At 61.2% G+C, this 24,351-nt stretch carries 22 protein-coding genes; 13 read left to right on the forward strand and 9 right to left on the reverse strand.

From position 1 onward, the window contains the following. Positions 1-65 precede the first annotated feature (65 nt). The 6 genes from ptsN to lptC form a co-directional block, all read right to left on the reverse strand. Positions 66-530, reverse strand: a complete 465-nt coding sequence (gene ptsN / locus PMI09_RS00260) for a PTS IIA-like nitrogen regulatory protein PtsN (protein WP_007529605.1) — start codon at positions 528-530, stop codon at positions 66-68. 64 nt (positions 531-594) lie between these two features. Beyond that, a complete protein-coding gene (hpf, locus tag PMI09_RS00265) occupies positions 595-1,170 on the reverse strand; it encodes a ribosome hibernation-promoting factor, HPF/YfiA family (protein WP_007787745.1) in 576 nt (191 codons plus the stop codon). A 253-nt stretch (positions 1,171-1,423) separates the two neighbouring features. Further along, positions 1,424-2,983 (reverse strand): RNA polymerase factor sigma-54, encoded by a 1,560-nt coding sequence (rpoN, locus tag PMI09_RS00270; protein ID WP_007787746.1) that lies wholly within the window; start codon positions 2,981-2,983, stop codon positions 1,424-1,426. A 156-nt stretch (positions 2,984-3,139) separates the two neighbouring features. Beyond that, complete coding sequence (gene lptB / locus PMI09_RS00275) at positions 3,140-3,901, reverse strand: LPS export ABC transporter ATP-binding protein (protein WP_007787747.1); 762 nt, start codon at positions 3,899-3,901, stop codon at positions 3,140-3,142. A gap of 63 nt (positions 3,902-3,964) precedes the next feature. Beyond that, the gene (locus PMI09_RS00280) at positions 3,965-4,573 is read right to left on the reverse strand and encodes an LptA/OstA family protein (protein WP_193385373.1); all 609 of its coding nucleotides are present in this window, start codon (positions 4,571-4,573) and stop codon (positions 3,965-3,967) included. A 13-nt stretch (positions 4,574-4,586) separates the two neighbouring features. Next, positions 4,587-5,252, reverse strand: a complete 666-nt coding sequence (gene lptC / locus PMI09_RS00285) for an LPS export ABC transporter periplasmic protein LptC (RefSeq protein ID WP_007787749.1) — start codon at positions 5,250-5,252, stop codon at positions 4,587-4,589. Positions 5,253-5,464: 212 nt separating this feature from the next. Between lptC and sppA the strand changes: the two genes are divergently transcribed. From sppA to PMI09_RS00305, 4 genes are all read left to right on the forward strand, one after another. Then, on the forward strand, positions 5,465-6,415 hold the full coding sequence (gene sppA / locus PMI09_RS00290; protein ID WP_007787750.1) for a signal peptide peptidase SppA: 951 nt from the start codon (positions 5,465-5,467) through the stop codon (positions 6,413-6,415). Between the two features lie 29 nt (positions 6,416-6,444). Further along, positions 6,445-6,744 (forward strand): integration host factor subunit beta, encoded by a 300-nt coding sequence (locus PMI09_RS00295; protein WP_003544934.1) that lies wholly within the window; start codon positions 6,445-6,447, stop codon positions 6,742-6,744. Positions 6,745-6,879: 135 nt separating this feature from the next. Continuing rightward, positions 6,880-7,212 (forward strand): DUF1049 domain-containing protein, encoded by a 333-nt coding sequence (locus tag PMI09_RS00300; RefSeq protein WP_007787751.1) that lies wholly within the window; start codon positions 6,880-6,882, stop codon positions 7,210-7,212. Positions 7,213-7,376: 164 nt separating this feature from the next. Continuing rightward, complete coding sequence (locus tag PMI09_RS00305) at positions 7,377-8,282, forward strand: S1C family serine protease (RefSeq protein WP_007787752.1); 906 nt, start codon at positions 7,377-7,379, stop codon at positions 8,280-8,282. A gap of 18 nt (positions 8,283-8,300) precedes the next feature. Here PMI09_RS00305 and PMI09_RS00310 read toward each other — a convergent pair whose 3' ends face one another. Together PMI09_RS00310 and PMI09_RS00315 are read right to left on the reverse strand one after the other, a co-directional pair. Then, on the reverse strand, positions 8,301-8,774 hold the full coding sequence (locus PMI09_RS00310) for a GNAT family N-acetyltransferase (protein ID WP_007787753.1): 474 nt from the start codon (positions 8,772-8,774) through the stop codon (positions 8,301-8,303). 9 nt (positions 8,775-8,783) lie between these two features. Beyond that, positions 8,784-9,236, reverse strand: coding sequence for an SRPBCC family protein (locus PMI09_RS00315; RefSeq protein ID WP_007787754.1), 453 nt, complete (start codon positions 9,234-9,236; stop codon positions 8,784-8,786). Between the two features lie 118 nt (positions 9,237-9,354). On the opposite strand from PMI09_RS00315, the gene PMI09_RS00320 reads away from it, so the two are divergent. The 5 genes from PMI09_RS00320 (at position 9,355) to PMI09_RS00340 (ending at position 15,124) form a co-directional block, all read left to right on the forward strand. Next, positions 9,355-10,455, forward strand: a complete 1,101-nt coding sequence (locus tag PMI09_RS00320; RefSeq protein ID WP_037081426.1) for a class I SAM-dependent methyltransferase — start codon at positions 9,355-9,357, stop codon at positions 10,453-10,455. Beyond that, positions 10,452-11,312: a TrmH family RNA methyltransferase gene (locus PMI09_RS00325; RefSeq protein ID WP_007787756.1), complete on the forward strand. Its 861-nt coding sequence runs from the start codon at positions 10,452-10,454 to the stop codon at positions 11,310-11,312. Before PMI09_RS00320 ends, PMI09_RS00325 begins: the two co-directional genes overlap by 4 nt. Beyond that, a complete protein-coding gene (gene lspA, locus PMI09_RS00330) occupies positions 11,309-11,812 on the forward strand; it encodes a signal peptidase II (protein WP_007787757.1) in 504 nt (167 codons plus the stop codon). Before PMI09_RS00325 ends, lspA begins: the two co-directional genes overlap by 4 nt. A gap of 55 nt (positions 11,813-11,867) precedes the next feature. Then, positions 11,868-14,138 (forward strand): hybrid sensor histidine kinase/response regulator, encoded by a 2,271-nt coding sequence (locus tag PMI09_RS00335; protein WP_007787758.1) that lies wholly within the window; start codon positions 11,868-11,870, stop codon positions 14,136-14,138. Between the two features lie 110 nt (positions 14,139-14,248). After that, positions 14,249-15,124, forward strand: a complete 876-nt coding sequence (locus PMI09_RS00340) for a GNAT family N-acetyltransferase (RefSeq protein WP_007787759.1) — start codon at positions 14,249-14,251, stop codon at positions 15,122-15,124. A gap of 54 nt (positions 15,125-15,178) precedes the next feature. On the opposite strand, the gene PMI09_RS00345 is transcribed toward PMI09_RS00340, so the two are convergent. Continuing rightward, entirely contained in the window at positions 15,179-17,461 is a 2,283-nt protein-coding gene (locus PMI09_RS00345; protein WP_007787760.1) for an NADP-dependent malic enzyme, read from the reverse strand. Positions 17,462-17,572: 111 nt separating this feature from the next. Here PMI09_RS00345 and mutS point away from each other — a divergent pair, with 111 nt between their 5' ends. From mutS to murJ, 4 genes are all read left to right on the forward strand, one after another. Beyond that, on the forward strand, positions 17,573-20,305 hold the full coding sequence (mutS, locus tag PMI09_RS00350) for a DNA mismatch repair protein MutS (RefSeq protein WP_037081429.1): 2,733 nt from the start codon (positions 17,573-17,575) through the stop codon (positions 20,303-20,305). A 3-nt stretch (positions 20,306-20,308) separates the two neighbouring features. Next, a complete protein-coding gene (locus PMI09_RS00355; protein ID WP_007787762.1) occupies positions 20,309-20,584 on the forward strand; it encodes a hypothetical protein in 276 nt (91 codons plus the stop codon). A 105-nt stretch (positions 20,585-20,689) separates the two neighbouring features. Continuing rightward, positions 20,690-23,599, forward strand: a complete 2,910-nt coding sequence (locus PMI09_RS00360; RefSeq protein ID WP_007787763.1) for a [protein-PII] uridylyltransferase — start codon at positions 20,690-20,692, stop codon at positions 23,597-23,599. A 10-nt stretch (positions 23,600-23,609) separates the two neighbouring features. Further along, on the forward strand, positions 23,610-24,351 hold a 742-nt coding region (gene murJ / locus PMI09_RS00365; RefSeq protein WP_007787764.1), incomplete at its 3' end, for a murein biosynthesis integral membrane protein MurJ.

Consider the following 24,351-nt stretch of genomic DNA (forward strand, 5'->3'; position numbering starts at 1 on the left):
ATGCCTGGCGCACAACGAAAAAAAGCGCCTGAGCAATCAGGCGCCTTTTGCTGGAATATGAATGCTTAGGCTGCGTTCGAGGTCTGCTCCTCATTGAGGAACGCATAGATCGCCGAAGCGGAGTCGGTCGCACGCAGCTTGGCGACGAGATCATGATCGCGCAGCACGCGGGCGATGCGCGACAGAGCCTTGAGGTGATCGGCGCCCGCGCCTTCGGGCGCCAGCAGCAGAAACACCAGATCCACGGGCTGATCGTCCAGAGCCTCAAAATCCACCGGCTGATCGAGACGTGCGAAGATGCCGACGATGGAGTGGACGCTTGCGAGCTTGCCGTGCGGGATGGCGATGCCGTTTCCGACGCCGGTCGAGCCGAGGCGCTCGCGCTGCAGGACAACATCGAAAATTTCCCGCTCCGAAAGCCCTGTGACTTTTGACGCCTTTGCAGCCAATTCCTGGAGGAGCTGTTTCTTGGAATTTACCCTGAGGGCGGGAATGATCGCATTTTGCTGCAGCAAATCTGCCAATGCCATTTTATTTTCCTTCTGCGCCAAGAAAGGGAGAGCGGCAGCCTAACTGCCGCCCTTCGCCCCGATCTCAGCTTTTGATGCTGGCTGCATCGATCCAGCCAATGTTACCGTCGTGCCGACGATAAACGATGTTTAGTTGTTCCTTGCCGGGGCTGCGAAAAAGCAGCAGCGGCTCGTCCGTCATGTCGAGCGCCATCACGGCGGTCGCTACGGACATTGTTTTCAGTTGCTTGGTGCTTTCGGCGACAATCGCCGGCGCGAAATCATCCGGAATCTCGTCGTCGTGGTCCGACATCCCACCCATCACGGTATACGCGACTTCCGCAGAACCATTCTGGTGATTTCCGGAGTGGTGATCCTTCAGTTTGCGCTTGTAGCGGCGAAGACGCTTCTCAATCCGTTCGGACGCTGCATCGAAGGCCAGCTGCGGATCCATCGCCTCCCCGGCGGCATGCAATACAACTCCGCTATCGAGATGAAGCTTGCAGTCGGCGGAAAACCGGGCGTTGGCCTTCTGCACGATCACTTGACCGGAATACCCTCCGTCGAAGTATTTCGTGACGGCGACACCGATTTGGTCCTCGATCCGCTGACGGAACGAGTCACCAATTTCCATATGTTTACCGGATACACGCACACTCATGGAGTTTCCCTTCTTATGGTGGTTTGCGAGTACCAGTCTACGCCAAGGCTCACCCTCATCCAAGCACTTCGCGCGACCCCAAGCAAGATCGGCCGAAGTTCCCGGCTTCAGGCGCCCTGAGGATGATGGGGATAACTTCCAACGCTGTCCACAGCGCCAATTGCGGCGCGCTTCTAGCCAGAAGTTACCAAAATGTCAACAGACACATGCATTAGAACTCTGGAATACACGCAGTGGTCGCCTCAGACAACAGTCAAAAGCCGGCGACCTTCGCCAAAGCCCGCTTCTCCCGCCTGCGCTGGACGGACGAAGCAATACTCATCGCCTCGCGATACTTGGCCACTGTACGGCGGGCAAGGTCGACGCCGCCCTGCTTCAGGATATCGACGATATCGTCATCAGAAAGCACGGCATCCGGGCTTTCCTGCAAGATCAGCGTCCGGATCTTGTGGCGCACGGCCTCGGCCGAATGGCTGTCACCGCCCTCGACGGCACTGATCGAGACGCTGAAGAAATACTTGAGCTCGAAGAGCCCCCGCGGTGTCAGCATGTATTTGTTTGACGTCACGCGGCTGACGGTGGATTCGTGCATCTTGATGGCATCGGCTACCGTCTTAAGGTTGAGCGGCCGCAGGTGATCAACACCATGCATCAGGAAGGCATCCTGCTGTCGAACGATCTCGCTTGCGACCTTCATGATCGTCTTGGCCCGCTGGTCGAGGCTCCGGGTCAGCCAATTGGCGGTCTGCAGGCATTCCGACAGAAAGGCGTGATCGTCACCACTCTTCGTGACTTTGGAAAAATACGTTTGATTGACCAGAACGCGCGGCAGCGTGTCCGGATTGAGCTCCACCAGCCAGCCGCCATCGGAGCCCGCGCGCACGACGACGTCGGGCATGATCGCCTCCGACATTCCGGCTTCGAAGCCGGCGCCCGGCTTCGGATTGAGCTGGCGGATCTCGCCCAGCATATCGAGCAGATCTTCTTCGTCCACGCCGCAAAGCCGCTTCAACGTCGCGAAGTCGCGCCGGGCCAGAAACTCGAGATTGCAGACCAACGCCTGCATCGCGGGGTCAAAGCGGTCCTTCTGCCGAAGCTGGATTGCCAGGCATTCGGCCAGGTTGCGGGCGAAAACACCGGGCGGATCGAGCGTATGCAAGGCGGCGATCACGCGCTCGACATCGTCGACGCTCGCGCCCAGCCTATCGGCAGCTTCCGTCGCATCGCCCTGGAGATAGCCTGCCTCGTCCAGCTGATCGACGAGGTACTGGGCGATCAGGCGATCGGACATGTCGGGCAGGATAAAGGGCAATTGTTGGGCAAGGTGATCGCGCAGCGAGATCTGACCGGCGACGAAATCATCAAGATCGTAGCTCTCTGCCCCTTCGCCGTTGCCGGGCATCGACTTCCACTGGCTGATCAGCTCGGGAGCATCGGCACGCTGCGGGGCGCCATCATCGGGAAAGACGTTCGCATAGTTGGCGTCGAGCTCATCATTGAGGCGGCTTGCACCGGCGCCGTTGCCACTCTCGTACCAGTCGCCCGACAAAACCTCGGTGCGGCTGTCGTAACCGTCATCGGGGGGCTCTTCCGCTTGATGTGGATAGGCCTCGTCTTCCGCTCCACTACGCTCGGTGCCTACGTCCGCATCATTTGACGGAAGCTCCAGCAGTGGGTTCTTTTCGACTTCCTGGGCAATGAACTGCGTCAGCTCGAAATGCGTCATCTGCAGCAACTGAATGGACTGCATCAGTTGCGGTGTCATGACCAGCGACTGGTTCTGGCGCAGGAAAAGATTGGCCGACAGTGCCATAGCGGACGCGAAACTCCCGTTCGTCTCCTCCGGGAAACCGCGTCCTGTCACGGGCTCAGGCCACGGAAATCCAAGTTGGCCCAAAAATTGCTTTTTTATTCTATTTGGTCAAGCGGAACTGTCACAGAAGGTGAATTTCCGCGGCGCCGGAGCGCGTCAAAGGCTGAAATTGTCGCCCAGGTACAGGCGGCGCACTTCCGGATTGTTGACGATGTCGTTGGCACGACCATGCGTCAGGACTTCGCCGGCATGGATGATATAAGCGCGGTCGATCAGCCCCAGCGTCTCGCGCACATTGTGGTCGGTGATCAGCACGCCGATACCGCGCGCCGTCAGATGATGAACGAGATGCTGGATGTCGGCGACGGAGATCGGATCGACGCCCGCGAACGGCTCGTCGAGGAGCATGAAGGTAGGATCGGTCGCCAGCGCGCGAGCGATCTCGAGGCGGCGACGCTCGCCGCCGGAAAGCGATACGGCCGCGCTCTTGCGCAGCTTACGAATGTGAAACTCATCGAGCAACTCGTCGAGCTTCTTTTCGCGCGCAGCCTTGTCGTTGATATGCACTTCCAGAACGGCGCGAATATTCTCTTCGACGGTCAATCCCCGGAAGATCGACGCTTCCTGCGGCAGGTAGCCGACGCCCAGCCGTGAGCGGCGATACATCGGCATTGTCGTAACCTCATTGCCGTCGATCTCGATCGTGCCCTCGTCAACGGGCACAAGCCCGGTGATCATATAGAAGCAGGTCGTCTTGCCGGCGCCGTTCGGACCCAGCAGGCCAACGGCCTCGCCGCGTCGAACGACCAGCGACACGCCGTTCACGACACGCCGGGTGCTATAGGTCTTGGTCAGACCGCGCGCAATCAGCGTGCCCTGGTAACGGCTCTTGTCACCGGCGGGGGTCTCTGCAGCCACTTGGTGCCCGGACCTGCCGAACTTGGTCGATAGCGAGAATAACTTCACGTGGTAAGGCCGGGGTCAGTTCTGTTTCTGTGACTTCGGATCAAGCTGAATCTGGACGCGCCCCCCGCAGCTGTCCAACTGTGCCTGTCCCGTCTCCATGTGCACCGTCAACTGGCAACCCGTGAAGACGTTCGGTCCATCGGTAAGGATCACCTTATCGCCCTTGAGGATGAAAAGTTGCTTGGCCATGTCGAAGGAACCATTATCGGCCGTGGCTGTCTGCGTGCCTGAGTTCAGGAACACCTTGTCCGTCACGATGATGTGATCGATATCGGCGTTGCCCGATGAAATCGAGGCCGAAGCGGTCTTGGCGCCATCCGCCGGGGCCGCATTCGCGTCGCCGCCCTTCGGCTTGTAATAGACCGTCATATGTCCGGCCTGCAGTGTCGTCTTACCCTGCACCACCTTCACATTGCCCGTGAAATCGGCCGTGTGCTCCTGATCGTGGATCTCCAGCTTGTCGCTCTCGATCTGGATCGGCTCGTCACTGTTCAGCTTCAAACCGTCCATCTGGCTGGTCGTTGCCTGCGCCAGGGCGCCCCCGGCCAACAGCAGCAGCGCCACCGCGCCACTGAGAAATACTGCTCCCGCCTTGCGGGTAGAAATGCGACAATCGTTTGTCATGGTGACCCGGCTGTTAAGTGCCCTGTTTGTGAATAGCGGACGGATCGACATTCATGCGTACATTCCCCTCGAATGTGATCGTCTGCCCCTTATCCGTCATCTTGATCGAGCGTGCAACAATAGACGCGCCATCTTTCTGAATACTTACGGGATCCTCGCTCGTGAGCTTCCCGCCCTTAATGTCGACCTTGGCGCTCTGGAAGTTGGCTGTCAGCCCATTGCTCAAAAGGATGGCAAAGGGTGATTTGACATCGAGATTATCGGTCGAACGGTCGTAATCTGCAGCAGTCGCTTCGACGCGGGCAATGAGATCGTCCTTCATCGGTACCGCAGCCTTGATGTTCTCCAGCGTCATCAGGTTGGGATTCTTGATATCCTGAAGCGCCCGTTCGGCCAGCATCGAATAGTTGACCCCATTCGAATTGCGGCCGGAGATTGCGGGCTTCTCCATCACCACCTTGCCGTTCTCGATCTTTGCACCCTCGATCTTGATGTTCTCCGGCAGATAGGTGCGCACCACGGAAACACCAATAAAGACCAACGACACCACAACGGCAGAGATCGGAAGGATGATCTTCAGGCGGCGCACGCGCGCGGAATGGAAGCGCGCAGCACCATAGGCGCTTCGCTCCGGCTTCACATAGTCAGCCTTTCCGCTGGTGTTCAAAGTGTTGAGCATAAACAAGGTCCGTGTCGGTGATCAGGCGACGTATATAGGCACTGTCGCGCTCGATCACAGTTCGTTTCGCATTATTACACTGACTTGCCAATATGGATTTTTTTCTGCAACAAGCAAGAAAGGCGCCGACGCGTGGTAAATCAACGTGTCCGGACGGCGCTCGGGCCCTAGATTTACGGGATTGCGCGTGCTCACCGCCCCTGGAGGAATGAATGGACAGTTCGATGATCGCCGATCGCCGCAGGCTTCGCCGAAAGGTCGGTTTCTGGCGCGTCGTTGCGGTATTGTTGCTTGTAGCACTGGGTTTTGCCGCCTATCGGGCATTCGTCGGCGACATCGCAACCCGCCGGCCACACGTCGCCCATGTGACCATTTCCGGGCTGATCACCGATGATAACGAACTCCTGGAGCGGCTGAAGAAGATTGAAAAGAACGACGCGGTGAAGGCCGTCGTCGTCTCGATTTCCTCGCCCGGCGGCACCACTTATGGCGGCGAGCGGGTCTTCAAGGCAATCCGCGCCGTTGCCGCCAAGAAGCCTGTCGTATCCGACGTGCGCACGCTGGCTGCTTCCGCCGGCTATATGATCGCGACCGCCGGCGACATGATTATTGCGGGAGACAGTTCGATCACCGGTTCGATCGGGGTGATCTTCCAATATCCGCAGGTTAAGCCGCTGCTCGACAAGATCGGCGTTTCGCTGGAAGAAATCAAATCGTCACCGTTGAAGGCCGAACCCTCGCCATTCCATCCGGCAAGCGAAGAGGCCAAGGCGATGATTAACAACATGATCATCGATAGCTATGGCTGGTTCGTCGATCTCGTCGCCGAGCGGCGCAAACTGCCACGCGACGAGGTGCAGAAGCTCGCGGACGGCACGATTTTCACCGGCCGTCAGGCGCTCAAGGCAAAGCTGATCGATCAGATTGGCGGGGATGACGAGATCAGGGCCTATCTTGAGACACGCAAGGTCAGCAAGAGCCTGCCTGAGGTCGATTGGGACAAGAAGAGCAGCACACCCTTCCTGCTCGCAGACAGCGCGTCTCAGATCCTGACGCTGCTTGGCTACGACGATCTTGCCAAGGCTCGCGATCTCGGCGGAATCCTGCCTCAAAAGTTGCTCCTTGACGGGCTCCTTTCAGTTTGGCAGGTTGGCCATGACTGATAAGAAATCAATAATTTAAGGGGGCGAAAGTGATCAAGTCCGAACTGGTGCAGATAGTTGCAGCCCGCAACCCCCATCTTTACCATCGCGACGTCGAGAATATCGTCAACGCGGTGCTCGATGAGATCACCGACGCGCTCGCCGCGGGTAACCGCGTCGAGCTGCGCGGATTCGGTGCGTTCTCGGTAAAAAATCGCCCGTCCCGCTCCGGCCGCAACCCGCGCACCGGCGATACTGTTTTCGTCGAGGAGAAGTGGGTTCCCTTCTTCAAAACCGGCAAGGAGCTTCGCGAGCGCCTCAATCCGGGACAGGCCGACGAAGAGGATTGATCCCTCTTAGACATGGCTGCTACATGGCTGCCTGCGGCAACCCCGCACTTGAACTTGGCTCTCGGCCCACTATCCTGCTGATCAGAGCAAAGCGCCGCGCCAAAGACGGCGTGCGTTGAAATACGGAGGCCGAGCATGGCGAAAAAGATCACTAACCTATTGATTTTTCTGCCACTTGGAATCATTCTGATCGTCTTTTGCGTCGCCAACAGACAGGTCGTGACACTCGCCTTCAATCCCTTCCTGCCGGAAGACCGAGTTCTCTCGCTGTCGGCGCCATTCTTCGTGTTCATCTTCATCGCGCTGATCATCGGCATCGTCGTCGGCTCGGCGGCCACCTGGCTGAACCAGGGCAAATACCGCAAGCGTGCTCGCACCGAGGCCAAGGAAGCCGTTCGCTGGCAGGCAGAGGCGGATCGCCACAAAAACCGCGCCGAGGAAATTGTCGGGCAGCTGCCGTCGCGGTGACGCGCTCGACAGGGCCGACGACTAGAGCGCAGGCTGAAATTCCGGGGCGCAAACACTTGCAGCCGCAGACTCACCTCCATAGCTATATAAAATAGGCCCCACTACACATCTGCCAGGCACAGTCGTTTCGCGACACACGCGCCGCGCCTTGCGAGGATGAGACCATGAATATCGACGAAGTCCTGCGGTCAGTTGTGGCCGTTCGCTCCTCAATTCCGGAAGATGCCTTTACCGCCGGCACGCTCGGCACACGCCGGGAAGGCAGCGGCGTCGTCATCAGGGAGCCCGGACTGGTCCTCACCATCGGCTACCTGATCACCGAGGCCGAGGAAGTGTGGCTGACCACGCTTGACGGGCGTGTCATCGCAGCCCATCCGCTCGCCTATGACCAAGAGACCGGGTTCGGGCTGCTTCAGGCGCTGGGCGATCTCGGCCTGCCGGCATTGGAATTCGGCGATGGCACCGGAGCCAGCCTCGGCGACCCCGTTGTGCTGGCGGACGGCATCGGCCAGTTCGTGGAAGCCAGGATTGTGGCAAAGCAGGAGTTCGCCGGCTATTGGGAATATTTGCTTGAGGAGGCGATCTTCACGACACCCGCGCATCCCTCCTGGGGAGGCGCGGCACTCATTGACGCCGAGGGCAAATTGCTTGGGATCGGTTCACTGCGCCTGCAGATGAGCCAGAACGACGAGGTCGCCGATATCAACATGATCGTGCCGATCAACCTGCTTCCGCCAATTCTCGACGATCTGATGACCCGCGGCCGCGTGAACAAGCCGCCGCGGCCATGGCTCGGAGCCTTCTCCGCGGAAAGCAATGGCGATGTGGTCGTGATGAGCGTGGCCGAGGGAAGCCCGGCGTCTGACGCCGGCTTGCGGCGGGGCGATATCATTTCCGAGATCCGCGATGGCGAAGTTGATGGACTCGCCGATTTCTATCGCAAAGTCTGGAGCAGCGGACCCGCGGGCGCGGAAATCCCAATGCGAGTTCTGCGCGATGGCCGCGAGGCGTGGCTGCGCATCAGGTCCGCCGATCGCAACGCGTTCCTCAAGAAGCCGCAGTTGCAGTAGGGTCGGCGAATGCCGATTCTACGCACCCGGATAAAAGCTCATCTCCTCGTAGTCGCCTTCCGCTGATGTGCCTGATCCCGTAACGACGAACCCCTTGGAACGATAGAAGGCCTTCGCGCGGCCGTTCTTCACCAAGCACTTCAATCGATACCTGTTGTGCGGCCAATCCGGCAGCGCCGTGAGCAGCGCGGCACCAGCACCCTGCCCCTGCCAGGATTTGCTGACATAGAGCATGTGAATGAAATCGTCCGGCGGCCATAGCGTCATGAAGCCTGCGGTCTCCCCATTCGGGGCCTCCGCAAGCCATAGATCTTCGCCTTGCGTGTGGGCTTGGAAATCTTCGTGGCGGAAGCTTGAGGGATCGACCCACACGAAGGTTTCACGACGTACGGCCAGATAAATGCTGGCCAGTGTTTCCAAGTCCGACTGGCGTGGCGATCTGATGGTCCACTTTACGGATTGCGGCTGCGTCTGAATGGAGAAATCTGTCAATTTGGACCCTTACTCTGCGGCCTTGGCGCTGACGGCAGCGTTGAAACTGGAAAAGAACTGCTGCGCCAGCTTCGTCGATGTCGAATCGATCAATCGCGCGCCTAGCTGTGCGATCTTGCCACCAACCTGGGCTTTTGCTTCGTACCGCAGGATTGTTTCGCCACCGTCGTCCTTCAGCACGACGTCAGCTCCGCCCTTGGCGAAACCGGCAATACCGCCTTTGCCCTCGCCCGAGATCGTATAGCTTTCCGGCGCCTTGATGTTGGATAGCAAGACCTCGCCGTTAAACGTTGCCGAAACCGGACCGATTTTGACCTTCACCACCGTTGTCAGCTCGGTCGGAGATTTCATCTCCAGGCTCTGACAGCCCGGAATGCACTGCTTCAATATCTCAGGGTCGTTGAGCGCTGCCCATACGACATCCCGGGGTGCGGTGATCCGTTCTTCGCCGGTCAAGTCCATCCGAAATCCTCCCATTTCGACCTGCCTCAATTTATCACAGCCGGAAAGCGCTTTGCCAAGGTGAAACGGAATGCTATTTGCACGAGCTCTATCGAATTGAAGCACGCGGAAGATCACGTTGAGACAGAAAGAACGCCGGCCGGGCCAGAAATTCGCCGCCGGCCCCTCCGGCGGGCGCCGCGCCGACGATCGTGGCCAGCGACCGACAAAACCCGCTGCCAAGCCTGCGCCAGCGCGCGAAAAGGTGCGTGAACCGGCCTCGGTGCCGACGGCAATCGAGCGACCGCTGATGGAGCGCACCGGCGAGCGTCCGGCCGAACGCGTGCCCGTCATTCTCGAATCCCTTGGCGCAGGCGACTTTCATCTCATCGACAGCGGCAATGGCGAGAAGCTGGAGCAATACGGCCCCTACCGGATCGTACGCCCTGAAGGCCAGGCGCTGTGGCAGCCGTCCTTGCCAAAGCAGGCCTGGGAAAAGGTCGATGCCGTCTTCACCGGCGATACCGACGAGGAAGGCACCGGGCGCTGGCGCTTTCCCAAGGAAGCGCTCGGCGAGACCTGGCCACTCAACCTGCTCGGCGTAGACTTCCTCGGCCGCTTCACCTCCTTCCGGCATGTTGGCGTCTTTCCGGAGCAGATCGTCCACTGGACCTGGATGAAGCAGCAGGTCGAAGCCGCCGGACGACCGCTAAAGGTGCTGAACCTCTTCGGCTACACTGGCGTCGCCTCGCTGGTTGCGGCGGCAGCGGGCGCAGAGGTTACCCATGTCGATGCGTCGAAGAAGGCAATCGGCTGGGCGCGCGAAAACCAGGCGCTGAGCCGGCTGGAGAAGGCGCCGATCCGCTGGATCTGCGAAGACGCGATGAAGTTCATCCAGCGCGAAGAACGCCGCAGCAACAGCTACGACATCATCCTCACCGACCCGCCGAAATTCGGCCGTGGGCCGAATGGCGAAGTCTGGCATCTGTTCGAGCATTTGCCTGTCATGCTCGACATCTGCCGCGAAATCCTGTCGCCCAAGGCGGTCGGGCTGGTGCTGACCGCCTATTCGATCCGCGCCAGCTTCTATTCGATCCATGAGCTGATGCGCGAGACGATGCGCGGTGCCGGCGGCGTTGTCGAGTCAGGCGAGCTCGTCATTCGCGAGGCCGGGCTGGACGGCAAGGCGCCGGGACGCGCGCTCTCCACCTCCCTTTTCTCCCGCTGGGTGCCGAAATGAGCCATGAACACAAGGGCCACGGCCCGCATAAAGTCGGGCACGTGAAAGAGGTCACCTCACTCGCCAATCCCATCATCAAGGATATCAAGGCGCTCAGCGACAAGAAGACGCGCGAGCAGAGCGGCACCTTCATGGCTGAAGGGCTGAAGCTGGTGATCGATGCGATCGACCTCGGCTGGACGATCCGCACGCTGGTCTATGCGAAGGCTGCCAAAGGCAAGCCGCTAGTCGAGCAGATGGCGGCAAAGACTGTCGCTTCCGGGGGACTAGTGCTCGAGGTCAGCGAAAAGGTGATCTCCTCAATCACCCGCCGCGACAATCCGCAGATGGTCGTCGGCATCTTCGAAAGCCGCTGGAAAGCATTGCGCGAGATCCACCCGAAGCGGGATGAAACCTGGATCGCCCTCGATCGCGTCCGCGATCCCGGCAATCTCGGCACGATCATCCGCACCGCCGACGCCGCCGGCGCCTCCGGCGTCATCCTCGTCGGCGAGACGACCGATCCCTTCTCGCTCGAAACGGTGCGCGCCACCATGGGCTCGGTGTTTGCCGTTCCCGTTGCGCGTGCCACGCCTGAAGAATTCATTGTCTGGAAGAAGCACGCCGGCGTTTCCGTCGTCGCGACGCACCTCGCTGGGTCGGTCGATTACCGCACGATCGACTACAAGAAGAAGCCGGTGGTGATCCTGATGGGCAACGAGCAATCCGGTCTGCCGGAGCATCTTGCCAAGGAAGCCGACGCGCTTGCCCGTATTCCGCAGCAGGGCCGCGCCGACTCGCTTAATCTTGCCGTCGCGAGCGCCGTCATGCTGTTCGAGGCACGCCGCCATCTCCTCTCACTCGACGAGGCCAAATGACCGAACAGACGCTAGAACGACGGACCCTGTTTGCCCGGCCCCTGCCGATCCTGATCTTCATCATCATCGCCGTCGTGCTCGACCAGATCGTCAAGATCGTCGTCGACCATACGCTGCCGCTGCAGGAGCCGGTGCATCTCATCCCGATGCTGGCCCTCTACCGGACCTACAACCTCGGCGTCGCCTTCTCGATGCTGTCGGGCATGGACGGCTGGTTTATCGTCGGCATGCGCCTGATCATCGTCGCTTTCGTCATCTGGCTCTGGAACCGCACCGACAAGCAACGCACCTTCGCCCATCTCGGTTATGCGCTGATCATTGCCGGCGCGCTCGGCAACCTGATCGATCGCTTCCTCTACGGCCACGTGATCGACTACATCCTGTTTCATACCGAGACATGGTCGTTCGCCGTCTTCAACCTGGCCGACAGTTTCATCACGATCGGCGCGGGATGCGTGATTCTAGACGAGCTGATACAACCTAAAAACGCAAACCGCTAAAATCTTAGCGGTTTGCTGAAGGCATTTAGAACCGCCGTTATGCTATCCCGGCACCATGCACGGTCTCGGTCAATTGCACGAAAGACTTGCCGCCGCGTTCCGGCGGCTTACCGCTCATCGCGACGGCGAGCGGATTTCGGACGCTGTTGCTTATCAAACCGAGGTCGTTTCTCCACCACTCCAACGTGAACGCGTGGGCCGCAAGCTGCTGTCATGGTGGTTGGGCGGCCTTGGAACTATTGCCGGCTCCGCCGTTGTCGTCGCGGCACAGGCGGGCGGTCCACTGCTGCTTTCGATCAGCCTCGGCGCCGCTGCGCTTTCCGCTATAGTCCTTCTCGCAATTCTTTCGACTGCCAGGCAGAGAACCGCGCGGAAGCACCCCACCTGCGTCTCATCCACATGGAGCCAGGGTGCGGCGCTCTTCGCCGATATCCATGATGCGCTTGGAGACATTACCGTCACGCGCAACATGGACCGGCGTATCGTCGGCGCCAACGAGGCGTTTCGCCGGCTGACCGGCAGGCTCAATCCAGAGGGACTGACCTGTGAGGAGATCGGGATCGCCTTTCGTCCCGGCCCGGCACCGCATCGCTTCGAGGTGGAGATCTCGACGCCCGAAGGCCAGCGTATCTACTTCTGGCGTGACGTCGTTACCCGCGACCCTGGCGATGGACGATTGCTGCTGCAGAGCATCGCCCGCGACGTGACCGAAGAGCGGCTGACCGCGCAAGCCCGCGAGGAGGCCCGGCAGAAGGCCGAATACAACAGCGCTGCCAAGTCGCGCCTGCTTGCCACCGTCAGCCATGAAATCCGCACGCCGCTTTCAGGCATCCTCGGCATGACGCATCTGCTGACCGAAACCCGACTGACGCAGGAACAGCAGAACTATCTTACAGGCATCCGCCAATCCGGCTTTGCTTTAACGCAGCTCGTCGAGGACCTGCTCGACTTCTCGACCATCGAAGTCGGTCGCTTTCAACTGCGGCCGCGAGCCGAATCGCTGCGCAAGCTGCTCGAGAGCGTCGTCGAAATGCTCGCCCATCGCGCCCATGAAAAAGGTATAGAGATCGGCGCCACTGTTTCCTCCGACCTGCCCGAATTGATGAGCTTCGATCCAGCGCGCCTGCGTCAGGTGTTGTTCAACGTCATCGGCAACGCCGTGAAATTCACGCAGGCAGGCGGCGTTTTCGTGCGGGCATCGCTGCAGGGCAACGATGTGCTGATCAGCGTCACCGACACCGGGCCTGGCATGACCGAGGAGGAACAGAACCGCATCTTTGGTGAGTTCGAGCAGGGCGGAACGCCGATCGAGAAGAGCGCCGGGACAGGTCTCGGCCTCTCGATTTCCGCCCGCATCATGCGCGAGTTCGGCGGCTCGCTTACGGTCGCCAGCGAGAGAGGAACCGGCAGCGAGTTCAGCATCCGCTTTCCGATCGACATTCCAGAGGAAAGCCGCGGCCGCCGCAACGGCGTGCTTGCCGGCAGCGTCGTGCTGCTGCTGGCGCCTGCCGGCGCGGCACGCATGGCGATATCAGAGACGATCGCAACACTCGGCGGCGATTGTCACCTCGTCACCGACGGCGCGAGTGCACATGCGATGTTGCTTTCGATGGCCTCTCTCGGTCGCCGGCCAACCGACATCATCGTCGACCACCGCATGTCGGCGGAGTTTGCCGAGCACCTGGCCGACCGAGCCGAGATCGCGGCATTGGGACTGCGCAAGATCTTCTTGGTCAACCCCGAAGAGCGAAACGCCCATGCACTCGACCTGTTCGACGCCTGGCTGATACGGCCGCTGCGAGAGCAATCGCTGATCGACGTGCTGCGTGGCCGAATGCGCGGCATGGAGAAGCGCGATGCGCTCAACGACAACCAGCCCGGGTTTAGCGTCTCCATCCCCGAAGCAGGAATCCAGAGCGGCTTGCGGATTTTGCTGGCGGAAGACGATCCAATCAACGCGATGCTCATCCGTGCCATGCTCGAAAAGGCCGGCCATGCCGTCGAGCACGTCGAACATTTCGAGATGCTTCTCGACCGTGCGCTGTCAGAGGGAAGCGTGCGCCCCGATATCGTCATCAGCGATCTTTCCATGCCCGGCGGCGACGGCATCGATATGCTTGGCCGGCTACGCGGCCATGAGCGCCGGCTTGATGTTCCGCCCGTCCCGATCATTGTGCTGACCGCCGACAAGCGCGACGAATCCCGTAGACAAGTCTTGCTGAATGGTGCAAACCGCGTCATGGTAAAGCCGGTTGACCCGATAAGGTTGCTGACGGAAGTCCAAGCTGTTGCTGCGCTTTCGGCCCGCCGCGCGGAAGCGCGGTAAGCCATCAAACAACCGGCACGCTTCTTGCCTGTGGCGGCTGTATGATGTCACTTTCCTGTCGCATATAAGTGTTTTATGGCGTGTCAAAAGCCGGCAACGGGAGAATCACCATGCCAGTAGACGCCCTCAACTGTGACGCCGTCGCCGAGATCCATCGGCCGTCTAGCACGCTTGCACCGAAGGAAGGCGATATTCTTGGCCGCATCGGCAGTCTTGAGACCCGCCTTGCCCGCACGGCCAGCGAGATCGATGCTGCCCAGGCCGTCCGCTTCCGCGTCTTCGTCGACGAAATGGGTGCACAGCTTTCGCCGGAGGCCATGCGCCGCAGGCGCGATTTCGATTCTTACGACGCATTCTGCGACCATCTGCTCGTGCTCGATCGCTCGATCGAGGGCGACAGCGAGGATCAGATCGTCGGCACCTATCGCCTGCTGCGACAGGAAGTCGCCATGGCGAATGGTGGCTTTTACTCGGCTTCGGAATTCGCGATCGACGAGCTGCTTGCCCGCCACCCGGATAAGCGGTTCATGGAGCTCGGCCGCTCCTGCGTGCTGCCCGACTACCGCACCAAGCGCACGGTCGAGCTTCTGTGGCAGGGCAACTGGGCCTATGCGCTGAAGCATGGCATGAGCGCCATGTTCGGCTGCGCCTCCTTCCCGGGCATCCACCCGGAAAGCCATGCTCTGGCGCTGTCCTTCCTGCATCACAACGTCGCCGCCAAGGACGAGTGGGCCGTCAGCGCCCTTCCGCACCTGGCACGCGACATGGATCTGATGCCGGTTGAAGCAGTCAACCCGAAGCGGGCGCTGATGGCCCTGCCGCCGTTGATCAAGGGTTATCTCCGCCTCGGCGCCATGGTCGGCTCGACCGCCGTCGTCGACAAGGCCTTCAACACGACGGATGTTTTGATCGTTTTGCCGATTGCCAGCATTTCCGATCGCTACCTGAACTACTACGGCGCCGACGCCGGACGGTTCGCGAGCTGATTTTCCACTGATATAACGACGGAGCGGGAGAATGCCTCCCGCTCCGTTTCTATTTCACGATCCAGCGTAGGCCGCGATTGCGGCCATGTTGACGATGTCGGAATCCTTCGCGCCCATCGAGGTGATCTGAACTGCCTTGTCGAGGCCGACGAGAATCGGACCGATGACGGTCGAGCCGCCAAGTTCCTGCAGCATCTTCGTGGAGATCGAGGCCGAGTGGAAGGCTGGCATGACCAGCACGTTGGCGGGTCCCGACAAACGGCAGAACGGGTATTGCTCCATCACCTTGCGATTCAGCGCCACGTCGGCCGCCATCTCGCCGTCATACTCGAAATCGACACGTCGCTTGTCGAGGATCTTCACAGCCTCGCGCACGCGCTCGGAGCGCTCACCCGAGGGATGGCCGAAGGTCGAATAAGCGAGCATCGCGACACGCGGCTGATAGCCCATGCGGCGTGCGAAGCCTGCGGCTTCCACGGCGATATCCGCCAGTTCCTCGGCATTCGGCATGTCGTGAACCGCCGTATCGGCGACGAAAACGGTGCGGCCGCGGCAGAGCGCGATGGATACACCGATGACGCGGTGGCCGGGCTTCATGTCGATGCAGCGGCGCACATCTTCGAGCGCCGTCGAATAGTTGCGCGTGATGCCGGTAACCATCCCGTCTGCGTCGCCCAGCGCCACCATGCATGCGGCGAAGTGGTTGCGGTCCTGATGGATCAGGCGCTGGGCATCGCGGTGCAGGTAACCTTTGCGCTGCAGACGCGCATAGAGGTAGTCGATATAGGCTTCGACACGGGTTGAAATGCGTGCATTGACGATTTCCAGTCCCGGCCGATTGAGATCGATGCCGGCGCGTTCGGCGGTCGCGTGAATCAGGTCCTCACGGCCAAGCAGGATCGCCGTACCGAGCTGCTGGTTGGCATAGGACATTGCCGCACGCATGACCTGCTCTTCTTCAGCCTCGGCAAAGACCACCCGTTTCGGACGGCGACGAACGCGCTCGTAGAGGCTCGCCAGCGTTGAGGCGATGGGATCGCGGCGGGCAGAAAGCTCGCGGGAATAGGCCGCCATGTCGGTAATCGGCTTGCGGGCGACGCCGCTATCAATTGCGGCCTGCGCCACGGCGACCGGGATCGCCGAAATTAGCCGCGGATCGAACGGCACCGGAATGATGTACTGCGCGCCGAAACGCGGACGGTTGCCCTGATAGGCGGCAACAACATCATCCGGCACGTCCTCGCGCGCGAGGTTTGCCAGCGCCTGCACGGCGGCGATCTTCATGGCGTCGTTGATAGTGGTGGCGCGAACGTCCAGCGCCCCTCGGAAGATATAGGGGAAGCCCAGGACGTTGTTGACCTGGTTCGGATAGTCGGACCGGCCGGTTGCCATGATGGCGTCGTCGCGGACGCGGGCGACCTCTTCCGGGGTGATCTCAGGATCGGGGTTGGCCATGGCGAAAATGATCGGGCGGTCGGCCATCGAGCGGATCATCTTGTCGGAGAAGGCGCCCTTCTGCGAGAGGCCGAAGACGACATCCGCGCCCTTCATCGCTTCTTCGAGCGTGCGCGCCTTGGTCTTGACCGCATGCGCCGACTTCCACTGATTCATGCCTTCGGTGCGGCCCTGGTAGATCACGCCCTTGGTGTCACAAAGGACGATATTTTCGGGCGCGAAGCCCATGGCCTTGATCAGCTCGACGCAGGCGATCGCTGCTGCACCCGCGCCGTTGCAGACGAGCTTCGTCGTCTTCAGGTCGCGACCGGTCAATTCCAGCGCGTTGATGAGACCGGCGGCGGCAATGATCGCCGTGCCGTGCTGGTCGTCGTGAAAGACCGGAATGTCCATCAGCTCGCGCAGGCGCTGCTCGATGATGAAACAGTCGGGCGCCTTGATGTCTTCGAGGTTGATGCCGCCGAACGAAGGCCCGAGAAAACGGACGCAGTTGATGAACTCGTCGACGTTCTCGGTGTCGACTTCCAGGTCGATGGAATCGACGTCGGCGAAGCGCTTGAAGAGCACCGATTTGCCCTCCATCACCGGCTTCGAGGCCAGCGCGCCGAGATTGCCAAGACCGAGGATTGCCGTACCGTTGGAGATCACCGCGACCATGTTGCCACGCGTCGTGTAGTCGTAGGCGGTAGCGGGATCGGCGGCGATTGCCTTCACTGGTACGGCAACGCCGGGCGAATAGGCGAGCGACAGATCGCGCTGCGTTGCCATCGGCTTCGTGGCGTTGATCTCCAGCTTTCCGGGCCGCCCCATGGCGTGGAACTCAAGGGCCTCTTTGTCGGTTACTGATGTAACCGGCCGCTGCTTCTTCTCGGTATCGGGCATTTTTCCTCCAACGTCTTGTGGGTGACGCCTTGCTCTTCCTCAATCGCGGTTGTCATCTATAGCGGCGGGCGGCTAGGGTTGGCACCTCTTTTTTGGAAAAAATGCATCTCCGTGAATGAACGAATAGACACTGGAATAGAAGCCTTTTCGGCTGCCGAGCTCGCCACGGAAGAAAGCCGTGCCTCGGCAACGCCGATGATGGAGCAATTCATCGAGATCAAGGCCAACAACCCAGACTCGCTGCTGTTCTATCGCATGGGCGATTTCTACGAACTGTTCTTCGACGATGCGCTGGAAGCCTCCCGCGCGCTCGGCATCACGCTGACCAAGCGCGGCCAGCATATGGGGCAGGATATTCCAATGTGCGGCGTGCCGGTGCATGCGGCCGACGACTACCTGCAGAAGCTGATCGGGCTCGGCTTTCGTGTCGCCGTCTGCGAGCAGGTTGAAGATCCGGCCGAAGCCAAGAAGCGTGGCTCCAAATCGGTGGTGAAACGCGACGTCATCCGCCTTGTGACGCCGGGTACGATCACCGAGGAAAAGCTGCTTTCGCCGTCGGAATCGAACTATCTGATGGCACTTACCCGGATTCGCGGCGCATCCGAGCCCGTGCTGGCACTTGCCTGGATCGACATCTCGACCGGGATTTTCCGGCTGGCCGAGACCGAAAGCTCGCGGCTGCTTGCCGATATCCTGCGCATCGATCCACGCGAACTGATCGTGCCGGACACGATCTTTCACGATCCCGAGCTGAAGCCGGTCTTCGATGTGCTCGGTCGCACGGCCGTTCCGCAGCCGGCTGTCCTGTTCGACAGCGCCACTGCCGAAGGGCGGATCGCACGTTATTTCAACGTTTCGACGCTCGATGGCTTCGGCACTTTCTCGCGCGCCGAGCTCGCCGCAGCAGCTGCAGCCGTGGCCTATGTCGAGAAGACGCAGATCGCCGAACGGCCGCCACTCGGGCGCCCGGAGCGCGAGAGCGCCGCTTCAACGCTCTTCATCGATCCCGCGACCCGCGCCAATCTCGAACTTGCCCGCACGCTCTCCGGCGACCGCCATGGCTCGCTGTTAAAGGCAATCGACCGCACCGTAACCGGCGGCGGAGCGCGGCTGCTCGCCGAGCGGCTGATGTCGCCGCTGACCGACCCCGCGCGCATCAATGAGCGGCTGGATTCGATCGGCTTCCTGATGGAGGAGCCGTCGCTCTGTGGCAACCTGCGGCACCACCTCAAGCATGTACCCGATATGCCGCGTGCGCTCTCGCGCCTTGCGCTCGACCGTGGCGGGCCGCGCGACCTTGCCGCCATCCGACAGGGCTTGAGTGCTGCGGGCGATCTCGCCCGATTGCTGGCCGAAGCGCTGCTTCCGGAAGAGCTAAAGCTTGCGCTTTCGAGCCTCCAGGCCCTCCCCGCCGCTCTCGCAGCGCTGCTTTCCGAGACGCTTGGCGACGAGTTGCCGCTGCTGAAGCGCGACGGCGGCTTCCTGCGCGACGGCGCCAATGCCGAACTCGACGAGGTCCGGGCGCTACGCGACCAGTCGCGCCGCGTCATCGCCGGGCTGCAGCTGCAATATGCCGAGGAAACCGGCATCAAGTCGCTGAAGATCAAACACAACAATATCCTCGGCTACTTCATCGAGGTTACCGCCGGCAATGCCGGGCCGATGACCGATACGCCGGAGGCGAAAGGCCGTTTCATCCACCGCCAGACGATGGCAAACGCGATGCGGTTCACCACGACCGAGCTTGCCGACCTCGAAAGTCGGATTGCCAACGCCGCCGACAAGGCGCTTGCCATCGAACTCGCGGCCTTCGACCACATGACGGAAGCCGTCGTTGCCGAGGCGGAAGCAATCAAGGCAGGCGCCCGCGCTCTCGCCGTCATCGACGTCGCGGCGGGCCTCGCACTTCTTGCCGATGAACAGGCCTATTGCCGGCCGCTAGTCGATGCCTCGAAGATGTTTGCAATCGAGGGCGGACGCCACCCGGTCGTCGAGCAGGCGCTGCGGCGGCAATCGTCGGGCCCGTTCGTCGCCAACAATTGCGACCTGTCGCCGGTTGCCGACGGCAAGGATGGCGCGATCTGGCTGCTGACCGGTCCGAACATGGGCGGTAAATCGACCTTCCTGCGCCAGAACGCGCTGATTGCGATCCTCGCGCAGATGGGCTCCTTCGTGCCGGCGACGTCCGCCCATATCGGCATCGTCGACCGGCTGTTCTCGCGCGTCGGTGCCTCCGACGATCTCGCGCGCGGCCGCTCGACGTTCATGGTCGAAATGGTCGAGACGGCGGCGATTCTCAACCAGGCGACCGACCGCTCGCTGGTCATTCTCGACGAAATCGGCCGCGGTACGGCCACCTTCGACGGCCTGTCGATCGCCTGGGCCGCTGTCGAGCACCTGCACGAGGCGAACCACTGCCGTGGTCTCTTCGCGACCCACTTCCACGAACTGACCGTGCTGTCCGAAAAGCTTGCGCGGCTATCGAATGCGACGATGCGGGTGAAGGAATGGGACGGCGACGTGATCTTCCTGCACGAGGTCGGCCCCGGCGCTGCCGACCGCTCCTATGGCATCCAGGTCGCCCGACTTGCCGGCCTGCCGGCCTCTGTGGTGGCGCGCGCGCGTGACGTGCTGACGCGCCTCGAGGACGCCGATCGCAAGAACCCGGCAAGCCAGCTGATCGACGATCTACCGCTGTTTCAGGTGGCGGTGCGCCGCGAGGATGCCAACCGCGGCCCCTCGAAGGTGGAGGAAGCGCTGAAGGGCATGAGCCTCGACGACATGACCCCGCGCGAAGCGATGGACGCGCTTTACGAACTCAAGAAGAAGCTGAAGCGGGGCTAGCCGATGTTCATGGACCGGCTGTTCAACGAGACTCAGAGGCTTGCGGCGATCTTCAGCGCGATCGAAGCATTGCGGCTTGCCGACGAGCGGGGCACTCCGCGCGGCTGGGCCTCGCCCTTTGGCTTGCTCCAGATCATCCGCTGCTGCGCCAGGATTCTGGAACTCTCCTCGTGCGTTGCCAAAGCCGGGTACCGCGAATGCGACCGCGAGACGCTGGAGGCGATCACCGGCGAGACCCGTCAGGTGCTCTATTCCGTACAGGCGCAGGTGGCAGCCTGATTGCCGCACGCGGGCGGTTTCGGGCATGGCAACACCTTTTCGCCAAAATTAAAGGTTCTGCAGTATGAAAGCCCGTGTCATCGGCGGGCAAAGAGGCTATAGCGCATGCAGACGAAACGAGAGGCACAGCAGGAAGCGGCTGCGCCGCGCGAACAGGAAGCCGCCCCGCGCATGGCGACGACGAACGACATCGATTTCTCCGATATCCTCGACACCGACTGTCTCTTGAAGATGTGTGACGCCGTTGCCGAGGCCAACAAGACGCGGCCTGACGTCATGCGGTCCGATCTGCTAGCAATCCTCAAGAAGGCGAGTAGCGAGGGACGCCAGAAGGCGCGCGCGCTGCTCTCGGCCGACGGCAGCGGCATCAATTGCGCCCGCCGTATCTCCTGGCTGCAGGACCAAATCATCACGGTTCTCTACGAATTCGTCTGCGCCCACGTCTTCCCGCAGCAGAAGGACAAGTTCGCCGTCACCGCCGTCGGCGGCTATGGCCGCGACACGCTGGCGCCGGGCTCCGACATCGACCTGCTGTTCCTCTTCCAGCCGAAGCCGGCGGAAGAGACACATAAAGCAGTCGAATTCATGCTCTACGTCCTCTGGGACATGGGCTTCAAGGTCGGCCACGCCACGCGTACTCTAGAAGAGTGCATCGCGCTCTCGAAATCCGACATGACGATCCGTACCGCGATCCTCGAGATGCGTTACATCTGCGGCCTGCGCTCGCTCGAAACCCAGCTCGAGACCCGCTTCGACAAGGAAATCGTGACCGGCACCGGCCCCGAGTTCATCGCCGCCAAGCTTGCCGAGCGTGACGAACGGCACCGCAAGGCCGGCGACACGCGCTATCTCGTCGAGCCCAACGTCAAGGAGGGCAAGGGCGGCCTGCGCGACCTGCACACGCTCTACTGGATCTCGAAATATTACTACCACGTCCGCGACACGGCCGAACTCGTGCCGCTCGGCGTTCTCTCAAAGCACGAATATCATCTTTTCCAGAAAGCGGACGACTTCCTCTGGGCGGTGCGCTGCCACATGCATTTCCTGACCGGAAAGGCCGAGGAACGACTGTCCTTCGATATTCAGCGCGAGATCGCCGAGGCACTCGGATATCATTCGCGACCCGGCCTTTCCGCCGTCGAGCGCTTCATGAAACACTACTTCCTTGTCGCCAAGGATGTCGGCGACCTGACGCGCATTCTCTGCGCGGCGCTCGAAGATCAGCAGGCGAAGTCGACGCCAGGTCTGACCGGCGTCATCAGCCGCTTTGCGCATCGCAGCCGCAAGATCGCCGGCAGCACGGAGTTCGTCGAGGATCGTGGCCGTATCGCGCTCGCAAGCCCGGATGTCTTTAAGAGCGACCCGATCAGCATCATCCGGCTCTTCCACGTCGCCGATATCAATGGGCTGGAATTCCATCCGGACGCGCTGAAGCGCGTCACCCGCTCGCTCAGCCTGATCGACAACAATCTGCGCGAGAACGACGAGGCAAATCGTCTCTTCATGTCGATCCTGACCTCGAAGCGCGATCCGGCGCTCATCCTGCGGCGCATGAACGAGGCCGGCGTGCTCGGCCGCTTCATCCCGGAATTCGGCAAGATCGTCGCGATGATGCAGTTCAACATGTATCACCACTATACGGTGGACGAGCATCTCATCCGCACCGTCGACGTGCTGTCGGAGATCGACAAGGGCAAGGCCGACGATCTGCATCCGCTCGCCAACAAGCTGATGCCCGGCATCGAGGACCGCGAGGCGCTTTACGTCGCAGTCCTGCTGCACGACATCGCCAAGGGCCGCCAGGAGGACCACTCGATCGCCGGCGCCCGCGTCGCCCGCAAGCTCTGCGCCCGTTTCGGTCTGTCGCAGAAACAGACGGAGATGGTCGTCTGGCTGATCCAGGAACATCTGGCGATGTCGATGGTCGCCCAAACCCGAGACCTCACCGACCGCAAGACGATCACCGACTTCGCCGATGTCGTGCAATCGCTCGACCGGCTGAAGATGCTGCTGATCCTGACGATCTGCGACATCCGCGCTGTCGGACCCGGGGTCTGGAACGGCTGGAAGGGCCAGCTGCTGCGTACGCTCTACTATGAAACGGAACTGCTGCTTGCCGGCGGCTTCTCGGAGGTTTCGCGCAAGGAGCGCGCCAATTTCGCGGCCGAAGCGCTCTACAATGCGCTCTCCGATTGGAGCCAGAAGGACCGCAAGATCTACAGCAAGCTGCACTATCAGCCCTATCTGCTCTCCGTTCCGCTGGAAGACCAGGTTCGACATGCCGGCTTCATCCGCCAGGCGGACAAGGCCGGCCAGGCGCTGGCAACGATGGTGCGGACCGACAGTTTCCACGCGATCACCGAAATCACCGTGTTGTCGCCGGACCATCCGCGCCTCCTGGCCGTTATCGCCGGCGCGTGCGCAGCGGCCGGCGCCAACATCGTCGATGCGCAGATCTTCACGACCTCGGATGGCCGCGCGCTCGACACCATCCATGTCAGTCGCGAGTTCAAGGACGATGCCGACGAGCTGCGCCGTGCCGGCACCATCGGGCGGATGATCGAGGACGTGCTTTCCGGCCGCAAGCGGCTGCCGGAAGTGATTGCGACGCGCACCAAGAACCGCAAGAAGAGCAAGGCCTTCGTCATCCCGCCGTCGGTCAATATCTCCAACAGCCTGTCGAACAAGTTCACGGTCATCGAGGTCGAATGCCTCGACCGGCCGGGCCTGCTGTCGGAAATCACGGCGGTTCTATCGGATCTTTCGCTCGACATTCAATCGGCCCGCATCACCACCTTCGGCGAGAAGGTCATCGATACCTTCTACGTGACCGACCTTGTCGGCCAGAAGATCTCGGGCGACAGCAAGCGCTCGAATATCACCGCGCGCCTCAAGGCCGTGATGGCCGAAGAACAGGACGAGCTTCGCGAACGCATGCCCTCCGGCATCATCGCGCAACCGACTCCGGTCCGGGCCGCGACGCAGACGGAAAAGAAGGCGGATTCGCCCGCATGAGCCAAAACGCATGAGCCTCGTCAGAAAATTCGCCACCGTCGGCGGCGCCACCCTCGGCAGCCGCATCTTCGGCTTTGCCCGTGAAACGCTGATGGCAGCGGCCCTTGGCACCGGCCCGATGGCCGACGTCTTCTACGCCGCCTTCCGCTTTCCGAACCTCTTCCGCCGGCTGTTTGCCGAAGGTGCGTTCAACGCCGCCTTCGTGCCGCTCTTTGCCAAGGAGATCGAGGCGAACGGCACGGATGGCGCCAAACGCTTCTCCGAGGAAGTGTTCGGCGTGCTGTTTTCGGTGCTGCTGCTCATCACCATCGTGATGGAGCTCTGCATGCCGCTGCTGGTGCGCTTCGTCATCGCGCCGGGCTTTGCCGACGATGCGGAAAAATTCTCGATCACCGTGCGCATGGCGGCGGTGATGTTTCCCTATCTCATGTGCATGTCGCTGACGGCGATGATGAGCGGGATGCTGAATTCGCTGCATCATTTCTTCGCGGCGGCCATCGCACCCGTTTTCCTCAACGTGGTGATGATCGGGGCGCTGCTTTATGCGCTCTACACCGGCGCGGAGCCGCTTCAGACCGCCTGGTATCTCTCCTGGGGCGTGCTCGTTGCGGGTATCCTGCAGCTCGTGGTCGTGTATGTCGGTGTTCTGCATGCTGGCATGAGCATCGGGCTTCGCTTCCCCCGCATCACGCCGAACGTCAAGCGGCTGCTCATTCTTGCTGTCCCGGCCGCCGTTACCGGCGGCATTACCC

Source organism: Rhizobium sp. CF122, assembly GCF_000282035.1.
Classification (GTDB): Bacteria; Pseudomonadota; Alphaproteobacteria; order Rhizobiales; family Rhizobiaceae; genus Rhizobium.

What these genes read in the sequence shown, in the direction of transcription:
- ptsN (WP_007529605.1), bottom strand. Translation starts at nt 530, where the DNA reads ATGGCATTGGCAGATTTGCTGCAGCAAAATGCGATCATTCCCGCCCTC.
- hpf (WP_007787745.1), bottom strand. Translation starts at nt 1,170, where the DNA reads ATGAGTGTGCGTGTATCCGGTAAACATATGGAAATTGGTGACTCGTTC.
- rpoN (WP_007787746.1), bottom strand. Translation starts at nt 2,983, where the DNA reads ATGGCACTGTCGGCCAATCTTTTCCTGCGCCAGAACCAGTCGCTGGTC.
- PMI09_RS00280 (WP_193385373.1), bottom strand. Translation starts at nt 4,573, where the DNA reads ATGACAAACGATTGTCGCATTTCTACCCGCAAGGCGGGAGCAGTATTT.
- lptC (WP_007787749.1), bottom strand. Translation starts at nt 5,252, where the DNA reads ATGCTCAACACTTTGAACACCAGCGGAAAGGCTGACTATGTGAAGCCG.
- sppA (WP_007787750.1), top strand. Translation starts at nt 5,465, where the DNA reads ATGGACAGTTCGATGATCGCCGATCGCCGCAGGCTTCGCCGAAAGGTC.
- PMI09_RS00300 (WP_007787751.1), top strand. Translation starts at nt 6,880, where the DNA reads ATGGCGAAAAAGATCACTAACCTATTGATTTTTCTGCCACTTGGAATC.
- PMI09_RS00305 (WP_007787752.1), top strand. Translation starts at nt 7,377, where the DNA reads ATGAATATCGACGAAGTCCTGCGGTCAGTTGTGGCCGTTCGCTCCTCA.
- PMI09_RS00315 (WP_007787754.1), bottom strand. Translation starts at nt 9,236, where the DNA reads ATGGACTTGACCGGCGAAGAACGGATCACCGCACCCCGGGATGTCGTA.
- PMI09_RS00325 (WP_007787756.1), top strand. Translation starts at nt 10,452, where the DNA reads ATGAGCCATGAACACAAGGGCCACGGCCCGCATAAAGTCGGGCACGTG.
- lspA (WP_007787757.1), top strand. Translation starts at nt 11,309, where the DNA reads ATGACCGAACAGACGCTAGAACGACGGACCCTGTTTGCCCGGCCCCTG.
- PMI09_RS00335 (WP_007787758.1), top strand. Translation starts at nt 11,868, where the DNA reads ATGCACGGTCTCGGTCAATTGCACGAAAGACTTGCCGCCGCGTTCCGG.
- PMI09_RS00340 (WP_007787759.1), top strand. Translation starts at nt 14,249, where the DNA reads ATGCCAGTAGACGCCCTCAACTGTGACGCCGTCGCCGAGATCCATCGG.
- PMI09_RS00345 (WP_007787760.1), bottom strand. Translation starts at nt 17,461, where the DNA reads ATGCCCGATACCGAGAAGAAGCAGCGGCCGGTTACATCAGTAACCGAC.
- PMI09_RS00355 (WP_007787762.1), top strand. Translation starts at nt 20,309, where the DNA reads ATGTTCATGGACCGGCTGTTCAACGAGACTCAGAGGCTTGCGGCGATC.
- PMI09_RS00360 (WP_007787763.1), top strand. Translation starts at nt 20,690, where the DNA reads ATGCAGACGAAACGAGAGGCACAGCAGGAAGCGGCTGCGCCGCGCGAA.